This window comes from Allopusillimonas soli, from assembly GCF_004153445.1.
In the GTDB taxonomy this organism is placed as follows: Bacteria; Pseudomonadota; Gammaproteobacteria; order Burkholderiales; family Burkholderiaceae_B; genus Allopusillimonas; species Allopusillimonas soli.
Map to the genome: position 1 here is coordinate 352,662 of NZ_SDQC01000002.1, position 16,776 is coordinate 369,437.

Annotated in this window: 19 protein-coding genes; 16 read left to right on the forward strand and 3 right to left on the reverse strand. The window is 59.9% G+C overall.

The window, feature by feature from the left end; translation table 11 throughout:
* The first annotated feature begins 74 nt into the window (after positions 1-74).
* From ERD78_RS07420 to ERD78_RS20220, 3 genes are all read left to right on the forward strand, one after another.
* Complete coding sequence (locus tag ERD78_RS07420) at positions 75-1,385, forward strand: NAD(P)/FAD-dependent oxidoreductase (protein ID WP_129968645.1); 1,311 nt, start codon at positions 75-77, stop codon at positions 1,383-1,385.
* Between the two features lie 22 nt (positions 1,386-1,407).
* Entirely contained in the window at positions 1,408-3,009 is a 1,602-nt protein-coding gene (locus tag ERD78_RS07425; protein WP_245152379.1) for a long-chain fatty acid--CoA ligase, read from the forward strand.
* A gap of 87 nt (positions 3,010-3,096) precedes the next feature.
* Positions 3,097-3,855 carry a methylated-DNA--[protein]-cysteine S-methyltransferase gene (locus ERD78_RS20220; RefSeq protein WP_371734570.1) on the forward strand — a complete coding sequence of 253 codons (759 nt, stop codon included), beginning with the start codon at positions 3,097-3,099 and terminating at the stop codon, positions 3,853-3,855.
* Positions 3,856-3,860: 5 nt separating this feature from the next.
* Here ERD78_RS20220 and smpB read toward each other — a convergent pair whose 3' ends face one another.
* The gene (gene smpB, locus ERD78_RS07435; RefSeq protein ID WP_129968646.1) at positions 3,861-4,319 is read right to left on the reverse strand and encodes an SsrA-binding protein SmpB; all 459 of its coding nucleotides are present in this window, start codon (positions 4,317-4,319) and stop codon (positions 3,861-3,863) included.
* A 58-nt stretch (positions 4,320-4,377) separates the two neighbouring features.
* On the opposite strand from smpB, the gene ERD78_RS07440 reads away from it, so the two are divergent.
* From ERD78_RS07440 to mmsB, 5 genes are all read left to right on the forward strand, one after another.
* A complete protein-coding gene (locus ERD78_RS07440; RefSeq protein WP_129968647.1) occupies positions 4,378-4,812 on the forward strand; it encodes a type II toxin-antitoxin system RatA family toxin in 435 nt (144 codons plus the stop codon).
* Entirely contained in the window at positions 4,802-5,113 is a 312-nt protein-coding gene (locus tag ERD78_RS07445) for an RnfH family protein (protein ID WP_129968648.1), read from the forward strand. Before ERD78_RS07440 ends, ERD78_RS07445 begins: the two co-directional genes overlap by 11 nt.
* 127 nt (positions 5,114-5,240) lie before the next feature.
* A complete protein-coding gene (locus tag ERD78_RS07450) occupies positions 5,241-6,395 on the forward strand; it encodes an acyl-CoA dehydrogenase family protein (protein WP_129968649.1) in 1,155 nt (384 codons plus the stop codon).
* Complete coding sequence (locus ERD78_RS07455) at positions 6,392-7,531, forward strand: enoyl-CoA hydratase/isomerase family protein (RefSeq protein ID WP_129968650.1); 1,140 nt, start codon at positions 6,392-6,394, stop codon at positions 7,529-7,531. The genes ERD78_RS07450 and ERD78_RS07455 overlap by 4 nt, the downstream gene beginning before the upstream one ends.
* Before the next feature lie 100 nt (positions 7,532-7,631).
* The gene (gene mmsB, locus ERD78_RS07460) at positions 7,632-8,516 is read left to right on the forward strand and encodes a 3-hydroxyisobutyrate dehydrogenase (RefSeq protein WP_129968651.1); all 885 of its coding nucleotides are present in this window, start codon (positions 7,632-7,634) and stop codon (positions 8,514-8,516) included.
* Here mmsB and ygfZ read toward each other — a convergent pair.
* The gene (gene ygfZ / locus ERD78_RS07465; protein ID WP_129968652.1) at positions 8,513-9,439 is read right to left on the reverse strand and encodes a CAF17-like 4Fe-4S cluster assembly/insertion protein YgfZ; all 927 of its coding nucleotides are present in this window, start codon (positions 9,437-9,439) and stop codon (positions 8,513-8,515) included. The genes mmsB and ygfZ overlap by 4 nt on opposite strands.
* 94 nt (positions 9,440-9,533) lie before the next feature.
* On the opposite strand from ygfZ, the gene mltG reads away from it, so the two are divergent.
* From mltG to ERD78_RS07490, 5 genes are all read left to right on the forward strand, one after another.
* Positions 9,534-10,541: an endolytic transglycosylase MltG gene (mltG, locus tag ERD78_RS07470; RefSeq protein ID WP_129968653.1), complete on the forward strand. Its 1,008-nt coding sequence runs from the start codon at positions 9,534-9,536 to the stop codon at positions 10,539-10,541.
* A gap of 3 nt (positions 10,542-10,544) precedes the next feature.
* The gene (tmk, locus tag ERD78_RS07475) at positions 10,545-11,195 is read left to right on the forward strand and encodes a dTMP kinase (RefSeq protein WP_129968654.1); all 651 of its coding nucleotides are present in this window, start codon (positions 10,545-10,547) and stop codon (positions 11,193-11,195) included.
* On the forward strand, positions 11,192-12,232 hold the full coding sequence (gene holB / locus ERD78_RS07480; RefSeq protein WP_129968655.1) for a DNA polymerase III subunit delta': 1,041 nt from the start codon (positions 11,192-11,194) through the stop codon (positions 12,230-12,232). Before tmk ends, holB begins: the two co-directional genes overlap by 4 nt.
* Positions 12,233-12,256: 24 nt before the next feature.
* Positions 12,257-13,027 carry a TatD family hydrolase gene (locus tag ERD78_RS07485; RefSeq protein ID WP_129968656.1) on the forward strand — a complete coding sequence of 257 codons (771 nt, stop codon included), beginning with the start codon at positions 12,257-12,259 and terminating at the stop codon, positions 13,025-13,027.
* Between the two features lie 127 nt (positions 13,028-13,154).
* A complete protein-coding gene (locus ERD78_RS07490) occupies positions 13,155-14,081 on the forward strand; it encodes an ankyrin repeat domain-containing protein (RefSeq protein ID WP_129968657.1) in 927 nt (308 codons plus the stop codon).
* A 41-nt stretch (positions 14,082-14,122) separates the two neighbouring features.
* Here ERD78_RS07490 and ERD78_RS07495 read toward each other — a convergent pair whose 3' ends face one another.
* Positions 14,123-14,932 carry an RsiV family protein gene (locus ERD78_RS07495; RefSeq protein ID WP_245152380.1) on the reverse strand — a complete coding sequence of 270 codons (810 nt, stop codon included), beginning with the start codon at positions 14,930-14,932 and terminating at the stop codon, positions 14,123-14,125.
* A gap of 94 nt (positions 14,933-15,026) precedes the next feature.
* Here ERD78_RS07495 and arsC point away from each other — a divergent pair, with 94 nt between their 5' ends.
* From arsC to ERD78_RS07510, 3 genes are all read left to right on the forward strand, one after another.
* Positions 15,027-15,371, forward strand: a complete 345-nt coding sequence (gene arsC, locus ERD78_RS07500) for an arsenate reductase (glutaredoxin) (protein ID WP_129968658.1) — start codon at positions 15,027-15,029, stop codon at positions 15,369-15,371.
* 36 nt (positions 15,372-15,407) lie between these two features.
* Positions 15,408-16,277 carry a DMT family transporter gene (locus tag ERD78_RS07505; RefSeq protein WP_129968659.1) on the forward strand — a complete coding sequence of 290 codons (870 nt, stop codon included), beginning with the start codon at positions 15,408-15,410 and terminating at the stop codon, positions 16,275-16,277.
* A gap of 61 nt (positions 16,278-16,338) precedes the next feature.
* Positions 16,339-16,776, forward strand: coding sequence for an MbcA/ParS/Xre antitoxin family protein (locus ERD78_RS07510; protein ID WP_129968660.1), 438 nt, complete (start codon positions 16,339-16,341; stop codon positions 16,774-16,776).

The following is a 16,776-nucleotide window of genomic DNA, read 5'->3' on the forward strand; positions in this document are numbered from 1 at the left end:
GATTTATACCAGGCTTCCGTTAATATGGGCTGGGCTTTCAAACCCAGCCCATATTCAATTCTGGAAGGTGTGCTATGAATGATCGGGCGCTTCATAAAATCGTCATTGTCGGGGGTGGCGCAGGCGGCCTGGAGTTGGCGGCAAAACTCGGCCGCCAGTTCGGGCCGGCGCATGTCACGCTCATTGACCAGTCCGACAGCCACATCTGGAAGCCCTCCCTGCATGAAGTCGCTGCGGGGACGCTGGACATCCATCGCGAAGACCTGTCCTATTTCATGCTGGCGCGCGATTGTGGCTTCACCTTCGTGCTGGGGGAAATGAAGGGCCTGGATCGCCAGGGTCGCACGGTGCAACTCAAGGCTGTGCACGACGACCACGGGAACCCGGTGCTTCCCGACAGATCTGTACCCTACGACACCCTGGTGCTGGCGATAGGCAGCAAGTCCAATTTCTTCGGCACGCCGGGCGCGGACGAGCATGCCATCGCCCTGGATTCCACCGCCCAGGCGGAGCGCTTTCGCCTGCGGCTTCTGCATGAATTCGTCACGCTCAACCGGCGCAAGGCCCAGGCGGACGATGGCGTGCTGGACATTGCCATCGTGGGCGGAGGCGCCACAGGCGTCGAACTGGCCGCTGAGTTGGTGGAAGCCTGCGCCAGCCTGGTGTTCTATGGCTTGAATGCACTCGATCCGCGGCGCGATATCCGCATTACCCTGCTGGAGGGTGCCCCACGCATTCTGTCAGCCCTCCCAGAGAAGATGTCAGCGACCGCGCAACGACTGCTTGAGGAGCGCGGTATCCGGATTCATACGTCGGTCAAGGTGACGCGTGTGAACGAACGCTCGCTGCTTGACAGCGACGGGCGCGAGTATCCCGCTGACCTGTGCGTGTGGGCTGCCGGTATCGAGGCGCCTGCCATGCTGGCAACGCTGGGCCTGGAAACCAGCCGCAATCATCAAGTTGTGGTCGATGGCAGACTGCAGACAACCGATTCATCGATTTTTGCCATGGGGGACTGCGCTCATGCGCCATGGGCGGGCGAGGACAGGCCGCTGCCGGCCCGGGCGCAGGTTGCCCATCAGCAGGCCACTTATCTGAAGGCCATACTGGCGTCCAGGATTCGCGGAGAATGCGCGCCAGCGCAGCCATTTCGTTTCCGGGATTACGGATCGTTGGTGTCAGTGGGCCACACGCGCGGCGTAGGAAGCCTCATGGGCGTGCTGTCGGGCAAGAGCTGGTTCGTGGAAGGCCTGCTGGCCAGGCTCATGTACATGAGCCTGCACCTCATGCATCACCGCGCGGTGCTCGGCACAATGCGCACGGCCGCTCTGGCGCTGGGACGGCTGCTCATGAAGCGTGGTGCGCCGCGAGTCAAGCTGCATTGATTTCATCGACAGGAGACACACTATGCTGGCCGGCAACATGATGCAGGAACCCTTGCTGATTTCTTCAATACTGTCGCACGCCGTGCAAACCAGCCCGGACCAGTGCATTGTCACGGCGTTGGATGGCGGTGAATACCATGAATACGACTACACTCAGTTCAACGGGCGAGTGCGACAGCTGGCACAGGCCCTGCTGCGCCGCGGTATCGCACCTGGCGATCGCGTTGCCACGCTGGCCTGGAATACGTATCGCCATCTGGAAATCTACTATGCGGTATCCGGCATTGCTGCGGTCTGCCACACCGTTAACCCTCGGCTATATCCGGAGCAGATTGCCTTTATCATTAACGACGCCAAGGATCGCATTGTGTTTGTCGACACGCATTTTCGCGATCTTGTCGAGCGTCTGAGGCCGCAGTGCCCTTGCGTGGAAGAATGGGTATGGTTGGAGAAGGGCGACGAGACGGCGCTGACGGCGCCCTTCAGCCGGTATGACGCCTGGCTGGCCGAAGATGATCCCACGTTCGACTGGCCTGTTTTCGATGAAAACACGGCCGCTGGCCTTTGCTACACGTCTGGCACCACTGGCAATCCCAAAGGCGCGCTCTATTCGCACCGGTCAACGATTCTGCACGCTTGGGCCATCTGCCATCCGGACGGCCTGAATGTCTCCTGCAGGGATGTTGTCCTGCCTGTCGTGCCCATGTTTCATGTCAATGCCTGGGGGCTGCCCTACGCCAGCCTGTTATCGGGCGCAAAGCTGGCGTTGCCGGGCGCGAACCTCAGGGGTGAGGCTGTGTACGCCCTGTGCGAACACGCAGGCGTTACCATGTCTGCAGGCGTACCGACTGTATGGCAGGGCGTGCTTGACCATGTCACGCAGAACAGACTACGCTTCAGCACGCTTCGGCGCCTCGTCATCGGCGGTTCCGCATGCCCTGCGCACATGATCAAGGCCTATGCGGAGGCAGACGTCAAGGTAAGCCATGCATGGGGCATGACTGAGGTATCGCCCGTCGGCACGGTATGCACACTGTTGCCCGAACACGATAACCTGCCCGAGGCGAAGAAGCTCGCCATTCTTGCCACACAGGGCCGGCCCTTGTTCGGCGTGCAAATCAAGGTTACGGATGACGAGGGCCATTGCCTGCCCTGGGACGGGCAGACAGCGGGCAATCTGATGATACGGGGCAATTGGGTAATCGAGCGCTACTACAACAAGCCCGATACGGCACTGGACGGAGGATGGTTTGCCACGGGCGACGTAGCCAGTGTGGACGGCAATGGCTATGTGCGCATCACCGACCGCAGCAAGGACGTCATCAAGTCGGGCGGGGAATGGATTTCGTCCATTGCCATGGAAAACATCGCCATGGAGCATCCCGCTGTTCAGATCGCAGCCTGCATCGCGCGCAAAGATGAAAAATGGGGCGAACGCCCGATGCTTGCCGTAGTGCTGCGCCAGGGTATGCAGGCTACCGAGCAAGACATCCTGGATCTGTATCGGGATCGCGTGGAACGCTGGGCCGCGCCCGATAGCGTGTTTTTTATCGAAGAAATGCCGCTGACCGCCACAGGCAAGATACAAAAATCAGAACTGCGTAAACGATATCCGATGTCCTGACGGGGCAGCGCTGTTGCGTTACCATGAACCCATACTATCCCCGGCCAGTTCGCCGTTTGAAACTGCCGGGGCCTACGGAGATTGTTCATGACCTATCATGCGCAACTGGGCTCACCCCTCGGGCGCATACTACTTTGTGCCGATGGCGCCCATCTTACCGGGCTGTATTTCGTCGGCCAGAAGGATTGCCCGGCGATAGCGGGGCTTGCGCCCGTGCAGCATAAAACCGCCAGTCCGGCTTCCGGCACACTGGACGGACGCCCCATACGACTATTCAAGGCGTACAGGTCGCACGCCTGCGGCGATCTCTTCAGCGCCGCCAATCTTGCGCGTACGGAAGGCGATCCTGCACAACAGCAGAGGAAAGGGCAGGCATCCAGCCTGTGCGATGCACAGGAAGAGCAAAGCAATGCCCATACCGATGCAAATTCCGGCGCGGACGATGACGAAGCGTATGCGCTGCGGTCGCTGCAGCCGGGCACACCACCCGATGTCATGGCGATATTTTTGCGCACTCGTGACGAGCTTGCGGAATACTTCGACGGTACGCGCCAGATGTTTTCGGTGCCGCTGCTGCTGGAAGGCAGCGCCTTCCAGAAAAAAGTCTGGCGCGCGCTGCTCGACATACCTTACGGTGAATACGTGTCGTACGGCGACATTGCGGTGGCGGTGGGTATGCAGCGCAAGCATGCCCGGCCGGTGGGTACAGCGGTGGGCCAGAATCCCATCACCATTATCGTGCCTTGCCATAGGGTACTGGCCGGTTCTGGCCGCCTGAATGGCTATACCGGAGGCCTGGATCGCAAGCTTGCGCTCTTGCAGCGCGAGGGATTCGATCTACATTGAGGGAATCAACGGCGATTTCGCGTATCGTGCTTCATGTAGCGCTCTTTCTCGCGCTGCCAGTCTTTCTCGCGAGCCGAATCCCGCTTGTCATGCAGCTTTTTGCCACGGCCAAGGCCAAAATCCAGTTTGACGCGGCCATTGCGGTAATGCAGATTGAGAGGCACCAGGGTGTAGCCGCGCTGTTCCACCTTGCCAATCAGCTTGCTGATCTCATCCGCCTTGAGCAGCAATTTGCGCGTACGGGTTGCATTGGGGTGAATGTGCGTGGAGGCGGTGGGCAACGGGCTGATATGCATGCCGATTATCCAGAGCTCGCCATCGCGCACGATGACATAACTTTCCTTGAGCTGCACATGTCCGGCGCGTATGGCCTTGACCTCCCAGCCCTCAAGGACGAGACCCGCCTCGAAGCGGTCTTCGATGAAATAATCGTGCGTGGCCTTGCGGTTATCGACAATGCTCATGAATCAGTAACGGCCATAGAGGCTAAAATCCATACATTCTATCCAACAACAAGGCTCAATGCATAAAGTTCAACGCTCCGTTCTGGTTCCACATACGCGTGCCCAAATGTTCGACCTGGTGGCCGACGTCGAAAAGTACCCGGAATTCATGCCGTGGTGCGGCGGCACCCAAGTGCACAAGCACGATGAGCACGGCATGGAAGCCTCCATTACCATCAGCATTGCTGGAATAAGGCAAACCTTTACCACTCGCAACGCGCACGATTATCCCTCGCAGATTACCTTCACGCTGGTCAACGGCCCGTTTTCCAGCCTCACCGGCACCTGGCAGTTCATCGAATTGTCTCCCGATGCCTGTAAGGTGGCCTATACCATGGAATACGAATTCTCCAGCCGTGCGCTAGAGGCGGTGGTGGGCCCTGTTTTCAACCGTATTGCCACCAGCTTCATCGATTCCTTCACGCAGCGCGCGCAAGATCTCCATGGAGAATAGGCCGGACATCCAGGTATCGGTCGTCTACGCACAGAAGACGGGTGAGGTGTGGCGCGCGCGGCTTGTCCTGCCGTCCGGGACCACATTACTTGAGGCTGTCAGGGCCAGCGGATTCGAAAAGGCATTTCCGGCCTATGACCTGAACGCGCTTCAGGCAGGCGTGTTCGGCCTGGCGCGCCCGGCCGATGCCCCATTGCGCGACGGCGATCGGGTTGAAATCTATCGCCCGTTGGCGTTCGACCCCATGGAGTCGCGGCGGCGGCGCGCCCTGCATCGGGCAAAGCTGTCCCCGAAGCGCTGATTGTCGCGCAGATGACATCGTTGCGGCGCCGGTAGCGGTAAGGTAATACCCACCCCTGGTGCGCGGGGTTATCTATAATCGAATCGCCGAGGTGGTGATCCCGCCTGGCAACAAGGAGACACATCACATGGATATGCGCCTTAGCGACGAGCAACAGGCTTTTGCCCAGGCGGCGCGCGATTTCGCACTCGGTGAGTTCGAACCGAACGCCGCGCGCTGGGACGAAGAAAGCATTTTTCCGCGTGAAAGCTTCGCCCGCGCCGGCGAACTGGGCTTTTGCGCTATTTATGCGCCGGAATCCATAGGCGGCCTGGGCTTGCCGCGCCTGGACGCAACGCTGGTATTCGAGGAAATGGCCGCTGTGGATCCCTCCACGACCGCATTTCTGACCATACACAACATGGCCACATGGATGATAGGCTCCTGGGCCACGGAAGCGGTGCGCGAGGCATGGGGGCCTGCGCTTGCCGCGGGTGAGAAGCTGGCTTCTTATTGCCTCACTGAGCCTGGTGCTGGGTCGGACGCCGGATCGCTGATTACGCGCGCCGAGAAGCGCGGGGCAGGCTATGTGCTCAATGGCGCGAAGGCCTTTATTTCAGGCGCCGGAGACACCGACGTGCTGGTTGTCATGGCGCGCACGGGAGAGCCCGGCCCGAAGGGGGTATCGGCATTTGTGGTGCCTGCCGACGCACCGGGCATCACCTATGGCCGAAAAGAAATGAAAATGGGCTGGAACAGTCAGTCCACGCGGCCCATCGTATTCGAGAACGTGGAGGTGCCGGCCCAGAATCTACTTGGCCGGGAAGGTGAGGGCTTCAAATTCGCCATGAAGGGTCTGGATGGCGGCCGCATCAATATTGCAACGTGCTCAGTTGGCGCGGCACAGGGCGCCTGCGATACCGCACGGCGCTACATGAGCGAGCGCAAACAGTTCGGGCACGCATTGACGGAATTTCAGGCTCTGCAATTCAAGCTGGCGGACATGGTTACCCATATTGTCGCATCGCGCCAGATGGTGCGCCTGGCCGCTTCCCGCCTGGACGAGGGCGATTCCCAGGCATCCAGCTATTGCGCCATGGCCAAGCGCCTCGCCACCGACCTGTGCTTCCAGGTTTGCCTGGATGCGCAGCAGCTGCACGGTGGTTATGGCTATCTCAAGGATTACCCGCTCGAGCGTCTGGTCCGGGATACGCGCGTACATCAGATTCTCGAAGGAACAAATGAAATCATGCGCGTGATCATCGCGCGGCAATTAATCGAAAAAGGAGCCGATCTCCGATGACATCGTCCGTGCTGTTCCGGGAGCTGGATGCGGCGGGAGGCCGCAAAATTGCCATCGCCACACTCAATGCGCCCAAGAGCCTAAACAGCCTGACCACGGACATGTGTCGGGCGTTGGCTGCCCAGTTGTCCCGCTGGGAGGCTGACGAAGCCATTGCGCTTGTCGTGCTGGATGCCGAGGGCGGCAAGGCGTTTTGTGCGGGGGGAGACCTACAAGGTATTTACCAGGGCATGCTGGCCAACCAGAGCGGCAGCGCCTGGGACAACCCCCATGCGCGCGAGTTCTTTGATGTCGAATACAGGCTCGACTATCAGATTCACACCTACCCCAAGCCCATTCTTTGCTGGGGCAGCGGTATTGTTATGGGCGGCGGGGTTGGCCTGTTCATGGGCGCCAGTCATCGGGTCGTCAGCGAAACCACGCGCTTTGCCATGCCCGAGGTATCCATTGGCCTGTTTCCGGACGTCGGCGGCACCTGGATGTTGTCCCGTCTGCCAGGCGGGATAGGCGTATTCCTGGCACTGACGGCTGCCCAACTGGGCGCGCACGATTGTCTGCGCCTCGGACTCGCAGACTACAGGGTGGAAACCAGCGCTTGGGATACATTGCTGGCGCGCCTGCTGGCGACGGCGTGGTTCCCGGACGTGACCGCAAATCACGCGCAATTGCGCCGCCTTCTGCTGGACTTCGAACCTGAAACGCCTGCTCCACAGGGGCCGCTGGACAAGCATTTTGATCTCATTCGCAGGCTGTGCGATGGCTGGGATTTCAATGCTATTCACGCGCGCATCGCCGAACTTGCGAATCACGAAGATCCCTGGTTGCAACGGGCCGCGCGTACGCTTCTGGCGGGATCGCCCGGGTCTGCCCGTCTGAGCGTCACGCTACTGCAGCGCGTTCGCCTGATGTCGCTCGCGGATGTCTTTCGCGAAGAATATATCGTGTCATTGCAGTGCGGCGTTCAGGGCGACCTTCAGGAAGGCATTCGCGCCCTTATTGTCGACAAGGACAAAAAGCCTAAATGGCATCCGGCCACGCCTGGCGAGGCAACCGAGACATGGGTGCAGCGCTTTTTCCAGGCACCCTGGCCAGCAGATATGACGCATCCACTCGCTGACTTGGGGCAGGGCGCATAACACGATCATCTAAGTATCCACTGCGGAGCCAGCCGATCCTGCGTATCGCGGGGCGGCCGCCATCCGAAGCAGAGCCAACTTCAAACCAAGGAGACAATGTATGAGCCGTATTGCATTCATCGGGCTGGGTCATATGGGCGCGCCCATGGCAATGAACCTGGTCAAGGCGGGATATGATTTGGTCGTCTACGACCTTGTGCCCGCCGCCGTCAAGACCTTGACTGACGCCGGCGCCCAGGCGGCCGAATCGGCCGGCAAGGCTGTTCAGGGCGCCGATACCGTGATCTCGATGCTGCCCGCGAGCAAACATGTGGAGGGCCTATACCTGGGCGATGAAGGCCTGCTGCAGGATATCGCCAAGGGCACGCTGGTGCTGGAGTGCAGCACGATCGCGGCGGAATCGGCGCGCAAGGTTGCCCAGGCAGCCGCCCAGCGTGGTATACGCATGATCGATGCGCCGGTTTCAGGCGGCACGGGCGGGGCAGTGGCTGGAACCTTGACGTTTATTGTGGGCGGGGAGGCGGCCGACCTGGAGGCAGCACGGCCTTATCTGGAGAAGATGGGCAAGAATATTTTTCACGCCGGCGGCGCGGGCGCCGGACAGGTTGCCAAAATCTGCAACAACATGCTGCTCGGCGTACTCATGGCTGGCACGGCGGAAGCGCTCGCCCTGGGCGTCGCAAACGGCCTGGATGCCCAAGTCCTGTCCGACATCATCGCCAAGAGCTCGGGGCGCAATTGGGCAACCGAACTCTACAATCCCTGGCCGGGCGTGATGGACCATGCGCCGGCTTCCAATGACTATGCGGGCGGTTTCGGCGTGGATCTGATGCTGAAGGACCTCGGCCTTGCGGCGGAGTCTGCCCTGAACGTACGCGCCACCGTTCCCCTGGGCGAGTTGGCGCGCAATCTGTACTCGCTTCACAGCGCCCAAGGGAACGGCGGCCTGGATTTCTCCAGCATTCTCAAACTGTATCGGCGTTAGTCGGCATCAACGCCATCGGGAAGCGCCACGTCCTGGATGGCCGGGCCCTCCGGCCCGTCCAGACGAAAATCGGCCTCGCCTAGGTCGGCGAGCCGCACTTCCATCAGCACATGGATGGTGTCACCGGCCATGCTGGTGTTGACGATACGCCCGCATGGCGTGTCGGGGTGGCGTGCGTCATAGGTGTCGGAGCCGGGGTCGGTTCCGGCGTGGCTGGCGGCTTGCCGGACGACGCCATATGCCATGCGCCGCTTGACCGCGCCCCGGTAGTGCGCGCGAGCCACCACCTCCTGGCCTGGATAACAGCCTTTGGTGAAGTTTACGCCCCCGATCAAGTCTAGATTCAGCGTCTGCGGAATGAACATATCCTGCGTTGCAGCCTGCACCCAGGGCAGGCCGGCGGCAATATCGGCTGCCTGCCAGGCGGCTGCTTGCTCGGCCGAAGTGGCCGGGGGCGTATCGGATGGCTGTTCCAGCCCCAGGCGTGGTACCCGCCACCAGCGAACCTTGCCGGCGCTGGCCGACGGCGTTGCAATATCCACGAAATCGTCAGAGACCGTTACCGACCAGGGTTCCGTACCGGCGCCCTCGTTCCCGTCGGACAGGCGGCCCAACACAGCCACAGGCTCCACCCGCAGCCTCACTTTTGCACGCAATACAAACATGGACAGGCGCCTGACGAATGTCTCGGCCAGATCGGATCTCAGCATGGCCCTCAGACATGCGCCTTCCTTCCAGAAAACCAGGGTGGCCAGCACGCGGCCCTTGGCGGTGCAATAGGCAGCCAACCGCGCCTGGCCCTGCTGAAGGCCTTCGACGTCCTGAGTGAGCTGGCCGTGCAGAAATGAAACGGCATCCTCGCCGCTGATCTCAATGACGGCCAGTTCGGGCAGATGTATGCAAGAAATAAGGGAATTATTCATGAAAAACAGGGTCGGATTCGACGATGAAAGATGTATCGGTATTCCTCTATGATAACGGGCCTGCGCGCGCTGCGTGGGCTACACTTCAAGGCTGATGAAAAAATTCAAGAAATTCTCCCTCCTGACCCTGCTGATCCTGTCGCTTGCGGGCTTGTTTGCCTGTGCCGGCGCCTGGTATTGGACCGAGCGTCCGGTTGCCATGGATGGCGAGCGCATCGATTATCTGGTAGAAGCCGGCAACGGGCCAGCAGACATTGCGCGTGTCATGAACGAGGCCGGTATTCATATCCACACTCGCGGATTTTCACTGTTGGCCCGGCTGAGCGGCCAGGATAAGCAGCTTAAGGCAGGCGCCTACGAGGCGCGCCGCGGCGACACGCCAGTCACACTCCTGCAGCGCATGGCAAACGGCGACATGACGCAGTCGCGGCTTACGTTTGTGGAGGGCTGGACATACAAACGTATACGGCAGGCGCTGCGCGACTCGCCTGATGTCCGCCAGACGCTGGACGGCATCAGCGACGCAGCGCTGCTCAAACGCCTTGGATCGAACGCCAGCAGCCCCGAGGGTCTGTTCTATCCCGATACCTACGTATTCACGCCGGGCACCACTGATTTCGATATTCTGCGCAGGGCCTATCATGCGGGCCAGGACCTGCTCGCCCGTGCCTGGAGCGAGCGTGAACCCGGCCTGCCGCTTGCCTCGCCCTACGATGCGCTGGTGCTGGCTTCCATCGTCGAAAAAGAAACCGGCAACAAGGCCGACCGTACCAAGGTTGCAGGGGTATTCATCAACCGCCTACGCAGCGGCATGCCACTCCAGACGGATCCCACCGTCATTTATGGGCTGGGCAGCGACTATTCCGGCCGGCTGCGCAAGAAGGATTTGGCGGCGGACACGCCCTGGAATACATACACCCGCAGCGGGCTCCCGCCCACGCCCATTGCCTCGCCCGGCCGTGCCTCGCTGCTGGCCGTTCTGCACCCCGACAGCCATGGCTACTACTATTTTGTGGCGCGCGGCGACGGCACCAGCGAATTTTCCACCAATCTGGCCGCGCACAACCGTGCCGTATCGAAATTCATTCTGGGACGCAACTGAATCATGGAACCGCAGCGCGGATGCTTTATCACTCTTGAAGGCCTTGATGGCGCCGGCAAAAGCACGCATGTGCAATGGCTGGTCGAGCACCTGCGCGCCAGCGGCCGGCAAGTTTTGTCCACTCGGGAGCCAGGCGGCACAGCGCTGGGCGAGCAGCTGCGCGACATCCTGCTGCATACGCCTATGGAAGTCCATACCGAAACGCTGCTGATGTTCGCGGCACGCAGCGAACATACGCGCACAGTCATTTTGCCCGCCTTGCGCCAGGGCATCTGGGTCGTCTGCGATCGCTACACCGATGCAAGCTATGCTTATCAAGGCGGCGGCCGCGGCCTGGGCGCGGCGGCAATCCAGCAACTGGAGCTGTGGGCGCTGGAGGGGCTGGCACCGGACCGCAGCTGGCTGTTTGACGTACCCCTGGATGTGGCGCGCCAGCGCCTGTCCGCGGCCCGGGAGCCCGACCGTTTCGAGCGGCAGGGTGCGGCCTTCTTCGAGCGCACCCGCCAGGCCTACCTTGTTCGCGCCGCCGAGCAACCTGAGCGCCTGCGCATTATCGATTCCACGCAAACCATAGACGACATACGTGGGCAACTCGCGTCCGAACTCAACGCACTAATTGCTGCCTGGACGGGGCAGCATGCATCGACGCCATGAACTCGCTGCCGCAATTCCTGCCCTGGCATGCCGATACAGCACGGATGTGGCTTGCGCAGCGCGAGCGCTTTGCTCATGCCTGGCTCGTCCATGGCTTGCCTGGCATCGGAAAGCGTGCATTTGCACAAGCCGCTGCCGCCAGCCTGCTTTGCGAGCAGCCCGAACAAGGCCTGGCTTGCGGGCGATGCGCTGCCTGCCGCTGGGTGGCGGGCGGCAATCACCCCGATCTGCGGCGCATACGCCCCGACGCCGTGGCGCATGAAGAAGGCGACCTTGGCGACGAAGACGCTGGCGCCGCCAAGAAAACGCCTTCGCGCGACATCAGAGTAGAGCAGTTGCGCGAATTGAGTAATTGGTTCAATACGGCTACGCATCGAGGCGGATGGCGGGTTGCGGTCATTTACCCGGCTCGGGCGATGAATCTCGTTACAGCCAACGCCTTGCTCAAAGTGCTGGAAGAGCCTCCCGAGCATACCGTCTTTCTGCTTGTCGCCGACGCGCCCGATCGCCTTCTGCCCACGCTGGTGTCACGCTGCCGTCGTTTGCCCCTACCGGTGCCGGGCCGCGAGGCCAGCCTGGCATGGTTGGCGGCGCAAGACATTCCCGATGCTGATCTATGGCTGGCCGCCGCTGGCGGCGCACCGCTGCTGGCGCGCGACCTGGCCCGAAAAGGAGGCACGCCTTGTCCCGACTGGCTGGGAGGCCTGATCACAACGCTTGCCCGCGACGGAACGGCCGATATTGGACAATGGGCGGATCAGCTCGAAAAAGAGCCCGCGGAAGCCTGGATCGACGCCTTGCAGCGCGTATTCGTGGACCTGTCGCTACAGGCATCCGGCGCGCCGCTGCGATATTTTCCCGCATTGTCCAAGCCGCTAGGCCGTCTTGGCGAACGCGCATCGCGCAAGCACATTGCCCAGACCGCACAATGGCTTTGCCAGCAGCGTGCTGTGGCAAGCCATCCTCTCAATTCACGCCTTCTTGTGCATACCGCATTGCAGCGCGTCGTGCTGGCATGCGCCGCCGTCTCGCCGTGACCTGTTTTATTTTTTAATTAAATCATGTACATAGACTCGCATTGCCATCTCAATTTCCCGGATCTGGCCGGAAACCTGCCCGATATTCTTGCGCGCATGACGCAAAATCAGGTCAGCCATGCCTTGGTCGTCAGCGTCAATATGCCTGACTGGCCAGGACTCATGTCGCTCGTCGAAGGCCAGGAAAGACTATACGCGTCGGTGGGTGTGCACCCCGACTACGAGGATACGCCGGAGCCTTCGGTCGACGACCTAATCGAAAAAGGAAAGCATCCCAAGGTCATTGCGCTGGGTGAGACTGGCCTGGATTATTTTCGTTTGTCGGAACCGCTTGAATGGCAGCGCGAACGTTTTCGCACCCATATACGCGCTAGCCGTAAAAGCGGGTTGCCACTTATCATCCACACGCGGGCGGCCAGTGAAGACACGCTGCGCATCATGAAAGAAGAGGGCGCAGATGAAGCAGGGGGCGTCATGCATTGCTTCACTGAATCCTGGGAAGTGGCCCAGGCTGCCATGGATCTTAACTTCTATATATCCCTCTCGGGCATTGTGACTTTCAAGAAAGCAGAGCAGGTTCAGGACGTGGCGCGAAAAGTGCCATTAAACAGGCTACTGATAGAAACCGATTCCCCCTATCTGGCGCCCGTGCCTTACCGCGGAAAAACCAATGATCCCTCATTGGTCATGCACGTTGCCGAGAAAATTGCCGATCTGCGTGGTATTAGCGCTGCAGAGATTGGGCAGGCGACGACACACAATTTTTATAGATTATTCAATAAGATAGACAATTAAATTAATCTAAAATATTTAAAGTAATTTATTTAAATTTAAATATTAAATAATTTATATTGAAAGTTTAATACGAAGATTTTTATTTAAATGTTTTGTATAGAATATCTATCTAATCCATTGTTTTTTTATGAAAAAATATCTAAATAGACCATCTTGGCTTGGCCTGCGCTGGCTTGTTGGCTTGCTGGCTTTTTGCTTCAGTGCCGCGGCAGCAGCGGCAAATCCGCCTGATTGGTGGATCGACATCGCCAACGACAGGGCATCCAATGTGCAGGCCGAACTGGCCCGGGGGGCCGATCCCAACGAACTCAGCCCAAAAGGCAATCCGGCGCTGATGCAGGCGATACGGGATGGCGCATGGAAGGTCTACGATGTGCTGTTGGCCGACCGTCGCACCATCCTCAATGCCATCAATACCCATAAAGAAACCGCCTTGATGTATCTTGCCGTCATTGGCGATACGCAGCGGGCACAGGATTTGATTCGGCGCGGCGCGCTGGTCAACCGCCTGGGATGGACGCCTTTGCAGTACGCCGCCTCCAAGGGCCATCTCGACACAGTGAAAATGCTGATTTCGCAAGGCGCCATGGTCAATGCGCCTGCGCCGGACGGCACCACTGCCTTGATGATGGCCGCGTTTTCCGGAAGCGAGGAGGTTGTTCAGTATCTCCTGGACCAAGGCGCGGACGTCACCACACAAAATCTGCAGCAATTGGACGCCGCCGATTGGGCGCGCTCGAACAACAAGACATCACTGGCCGATAAGCTGGATCAGTTGACCAAGCGGGTACTGGCCCAGCGCGCACAGCGGCGCGGGACGGCGCAAGGCGCCGCTGCGGGCGGCCCTGTAGTCACTCACGAAGATGCCAGCCACCAGGGGGGCGCATGGCTGAACGGACAGACGCCGGATGGGTCGGCATCCGAGGGCAGACAAAACCAAGGCGCCGAGGCGCCTCCCACGCGATCCACGCAGGATCGGGAGCCGGCGCGAACCGACTCCTCGACGTCCAAGTATTTCGATCTGGATCGTTTCAACACCGCGCCGTCGAATTGAGGCGGCCAGGCGAGCCCGCCTCATGCGGGCCGTCTGACGGCTCAGGCGGGTAGGAACGCCGGCTTCAGTATTCCGCCCAAGGCCGAATAAGGAATGACGAGTTCTGGCTGCCCTGACGCATAAGGTGCTATCTCGTAGGCGTTATATTTCACGACCAGCCCGCTATCGGTGAAGCCGAAGTTTTCGCTTTCCTGGAACGGCCACATTCGCTGATAGGCCTGCGGGTCGTTCTGGACGGCGGGGTTGCCGATGAGCCAGCGCTGATAGGCCTGCTTCAGTGCTTGAATGTAGGCGGAACGCTTGCCCGGCAGCAGAATGTCCTGGAGATTCAGGGCACGGCCTGATCGATTGTCCCAGTTAATGAATTGTGTGGCCGGTATGCCATGTGCCATACCGGTCATATATTGCCAGGTATCGAGCTCCACGACGGTCAGGCTGTTATTCCGGTAGCGCGCCTTGGCGACCATCTGCGTCTCATCACGCGGACCAGCTGTTTTCCAGAAATACTGCTCGTACTCGGCAATGGTGGAATAGGGAGGCGTCGTGCTGGCACCAATGCCTGTCATGTAGGCCAACCCTCTGTCAACAAGCTCCGTTAGGCGGGGAACGCCCGGGAACACAACGGAGTCCACGGTAAGCTTGGGGCATTCGCCGTCGCAGCCCGGTTTGGCATGCGTCCATTTGACGGGCTGTGTGAACAGACCCTCGCGCTGTGATTCCTGCCCGACCTGGGCAGGAATCCGGGAAATATTCGACGAGCCTGCGCAGGCAGACAGTACCATGCAGGCAGCCAGCGGAAGCAGCAGCATGCGTGCGGCACGACCTGTTTCATCCATGTGGCGAAAATCCATCAATACACTCCGTTTGCGTCCATTGAAAAGTAGCTGGGAGAAACTCGGCTAACATGTTAGTTTCACGGCAACACCATAGCAGACGCCCTTAAACATGACCAAAATTTATCACAACCCGCGTTGCGGCACGTCCCGTACCGTGCTGCAGACCCTGCGCGATCGCGGCATCGAACCGGAAATCATCGAGTACCTGAAAACGCCGCTGGCGGTTCCCGAGTTGAAGGCACTGATTCAGGCAGCGGGCTTGTCCGTGCGCGAAGCAGTGCGCAGCAAGGAGCCGGTCTACCAGGAACTTGCCCTGGACAATCCGGCTCTTTCCGACGATCAGATCCTCCAGGCGATGGCTGACAACCCCATTCTGCTCAACCGACCATTTGTCACCGCTGACAAGGGCACAAGGCTGTGCAGGCCCGCCGAGGTTGTGCAGGAAATCCTCTGACCGTCTCCGAACAGCCAGCGTGATCTCTAACCGATCATGAGCGCCGAAGCCTTCACACTGGTTGTGATCGCCGCGGCGCTGCATGCGTCGTGGAATCTGCTCTCAAAATACGCCGCCGCGCCGGCGGGTCACTTTGTTTTCGCCTATCGGCTGCTTTCTACGCTGTTTTACGCACCCTGGGTCATCTATGTGCTGGTGGCGGACGGCATGCAGTGGAGTCTGGCCGCCATTCTGTTCATCGCGCTGTCCAGCCTGCTGCATCTGGGTTATTGCCTGTGCCTGCAGTGGGGCTATCATGCCGCTGACCTTTCGGTTGTCTATCCCGTGGGGCGAGGCACAGGCCCATTGTTGTCCAGCCTCGCCGCGTTTGTCCTGCTGGGCGAAGAGCCTTCGGCACATGGTGTTGCCGGTATATTGTGCATTGTTGGCGGCATATTGCTCATTGCATCCGGTGGAGATCTTCGGCGTTTCGCCACACCCAGGGCCTGGGCCGGCGTGCGCTGGGGCCTGCTTATCGGTTTGTTTATTGCCGCCTACACAGTGGCCGATGCATACAGCGTCAAGACGCTGCATGTGGTGCCTGTCATCCTCGACTGGCTCTCCGCCTTCGGCAACGCGCTGCTCATGGCGCCGCACGCCTGGATCCGGCGCCATACCCTGATGCGAGACATGCGGGGCAAATGGCGGTACGCGGTGGCGGTTGGGGTGTTGTCTCCCCTGGCCTATATCCTGGTGCTCTACGCCTATCAACTGGGCGGGAAGGTCAGCTTGATCGCTCCCCTGCGCGAAATGTCGCTCATGCTAGCCACCGTGGCCGGATTCTTCCTGCTCAAGGAAAAAATATCGTTTGCGCGCCTGGCTGGCTGCGCAATCATTGTCGCGGGCGTCATTCTGCTGTCAGTCTGATTGATATGATAGTAGAATTATCCGGAAATGGAGTATAAAATATCCATAATCGGAGAAAACCATGAGCCTTGCCTACGCCTATCCTGCCAGCCGGTTCGAACCGGCCGTCGTGCCCGACTTGAACGACCGGGGCATACGCGAACAGCTATCCGCCTCCGCAATCAAAGGGTTCTTCAGGCTCGCGCAGGCTTGGAAATTGCGCGACGAGGACGCATGCACACTTTTGGGCGGTCTTTCCAGCAGCGCTTATTACGAGTGGAAGAAGAAGCCCGCAAAGGTGCTCGAGGTGGATCGCATCACGCGCATTTCCTATCTATTGGGCATTTACAAGGCGCTGCACATCCTGTACGGCGACGACCTTGCCGACAACTGGGTATCCATGCCCAATACCAATCTGCTGTTCGGCGGCAAGACGCCATTGTCCTACATGCTGTCCGGTGGCCTGCCAGCCATGCAGATACTCAGGCAACTGCTCGATGCCCGTCGCGGCGGGGTATAA

What these genes read in the sequence shown, in the direction of transcription:
- ERD78_RS07450 (WP_129968649.1), top strand. Translation starts at nt 5,241, where the DNA reads ATGGATATGCGCCTTAGCGACGAGCAACAGGCTTTTGCCCAGGCGGCG.
- tmk (WP_129968654.1), top strand. Translation starts at nt 10,545, where the DNA reads ATGGAACCGCAGCGCGGATGCTTTATCACTCTTGAAGGCCTTGATGGC.
- mmsB (WP_129968651.1), top strand. Translation starts at nt 7,632, where the DNA reads ATGAGCCGTATTGCATTCATCGGGCTGGGTCATATGGGCGCGCCCATG.
- ERD78_RS07495 (WP_245152380.1), bottom strand. Translation starts at nt 14,932, where the DNA reads ATGGATTTTCGCCACATGGATGAAACAGGTCGTGCCGCACGCATGCTG.
- arsC (WP_129968658.1), top strand. Translation starts at nt 15,027, where the DNA reads ATGACCAAAATTTATCACAACCCGCGTTGCGGCACGTCCCGTACCGTG.
- ERD78_RS07445 (WP_129968648.1), top strand. Translation starts at nt 4,802, where the DNA reads ATGGAGAATAGGCCGGACATCCAGGTATCGGTCGTCTACGCACAGAAG.
- ERD78_RS07490 (WP_129968657.1), top strand. Translation starts at nt 13,155, where the DNA reads ATGAAAAAATATCTAAATAGACCATCTTGGCTTGGCCTGCGCTGGCTT.
- ERD78_RS07455 (WP_129968650.1), top strand. Translation starts at nt 6,392, where the DNA reads ATGACATCGTCCGTGCTGTTCCGGGAGCTGGATGCGGCGGGAGGCCGC.
- ERD78_RS07485 (WP_129968656.1), top strand. Translation starts at nt 12,257, where the DNA reads ATGTACATAGACTCGCATTGCCATCTCAATTTCCCGGATCTGGCCGGA.
- ERD78_RS07425 (WP_245152379.1), top strand. Translation starts at nt 1,408, where the DNA reads ATGCTGGCCGGCAACATGATGCAGGAACCCTTGCTGATTTCTTCAATA.
- mltG (WP_129968653.1), top strand. Translation starts at nt 9,534, where the DNA reads ATGAAAAAATTCAAGAAATTCTCCCTCCTGACCCTGCTGATCCTGTCG.
- ERD78_RS07440 (WP_129968647.1), top strand. Translation starts at nt 4,378, where the DNA reads ATGCATAAAGTTCAACGCTCCGTTCTGGTTCCACATACGCGTGCCCAA.
- ERD78_RS20220 (WP_371734570.1), top strand. Translation starts at nt 3,097, where the DNA reads ATGACCTATCATGCGCAACTGGGCTCACCCCTCGGGCGCATACTACTT.
- ERD78_RS07510 (WP_129968660.1), top strand. Translation starts at nt 16,339, where the DNA reads ATGAGCCTTGCCTACGCCTATCCTGCCAGCCGGTTCGAACCGGCCGTC.
- smpB (WP_129968646.1), bottom strand. Translation starts at nt 4,319, where the DNA reads ATGAGCATTGTCGATAACCGCAAGGCCACGCACGATTATTTCATCGAA.
- ERD78_RS07420 (WP_129968645.1), top strand. Translation starts at nt 75, where the DNA reads ATGAATGATCGGGCGCTTCATAAAATCGTCATTGTCGGGGGTGGCGCA.
- ERD78_RS07505 (WP_129968659.1), top strand. Translation starts at nt 15,408, where the DNA reads ATGAGCGCCGAAGCCTTCACACTGGTTGTGATCGCCGCGGCGCTGCAT.
- holB (WP_129968655.1), top strand. Translation starts at nt 11,192, where the DNA reads ATGAACTCGCTGCCGCAATTCCTGCCCTGGCATGCCGATACAGCACGG.
- ygfZ (WP_129968652.1), bottom strand. Translation starts at nt 9,439, where the DNA reads ATGAATAATTCCCTTATTTCTTGCATACATCTGCCCGAACTGGCCGTC.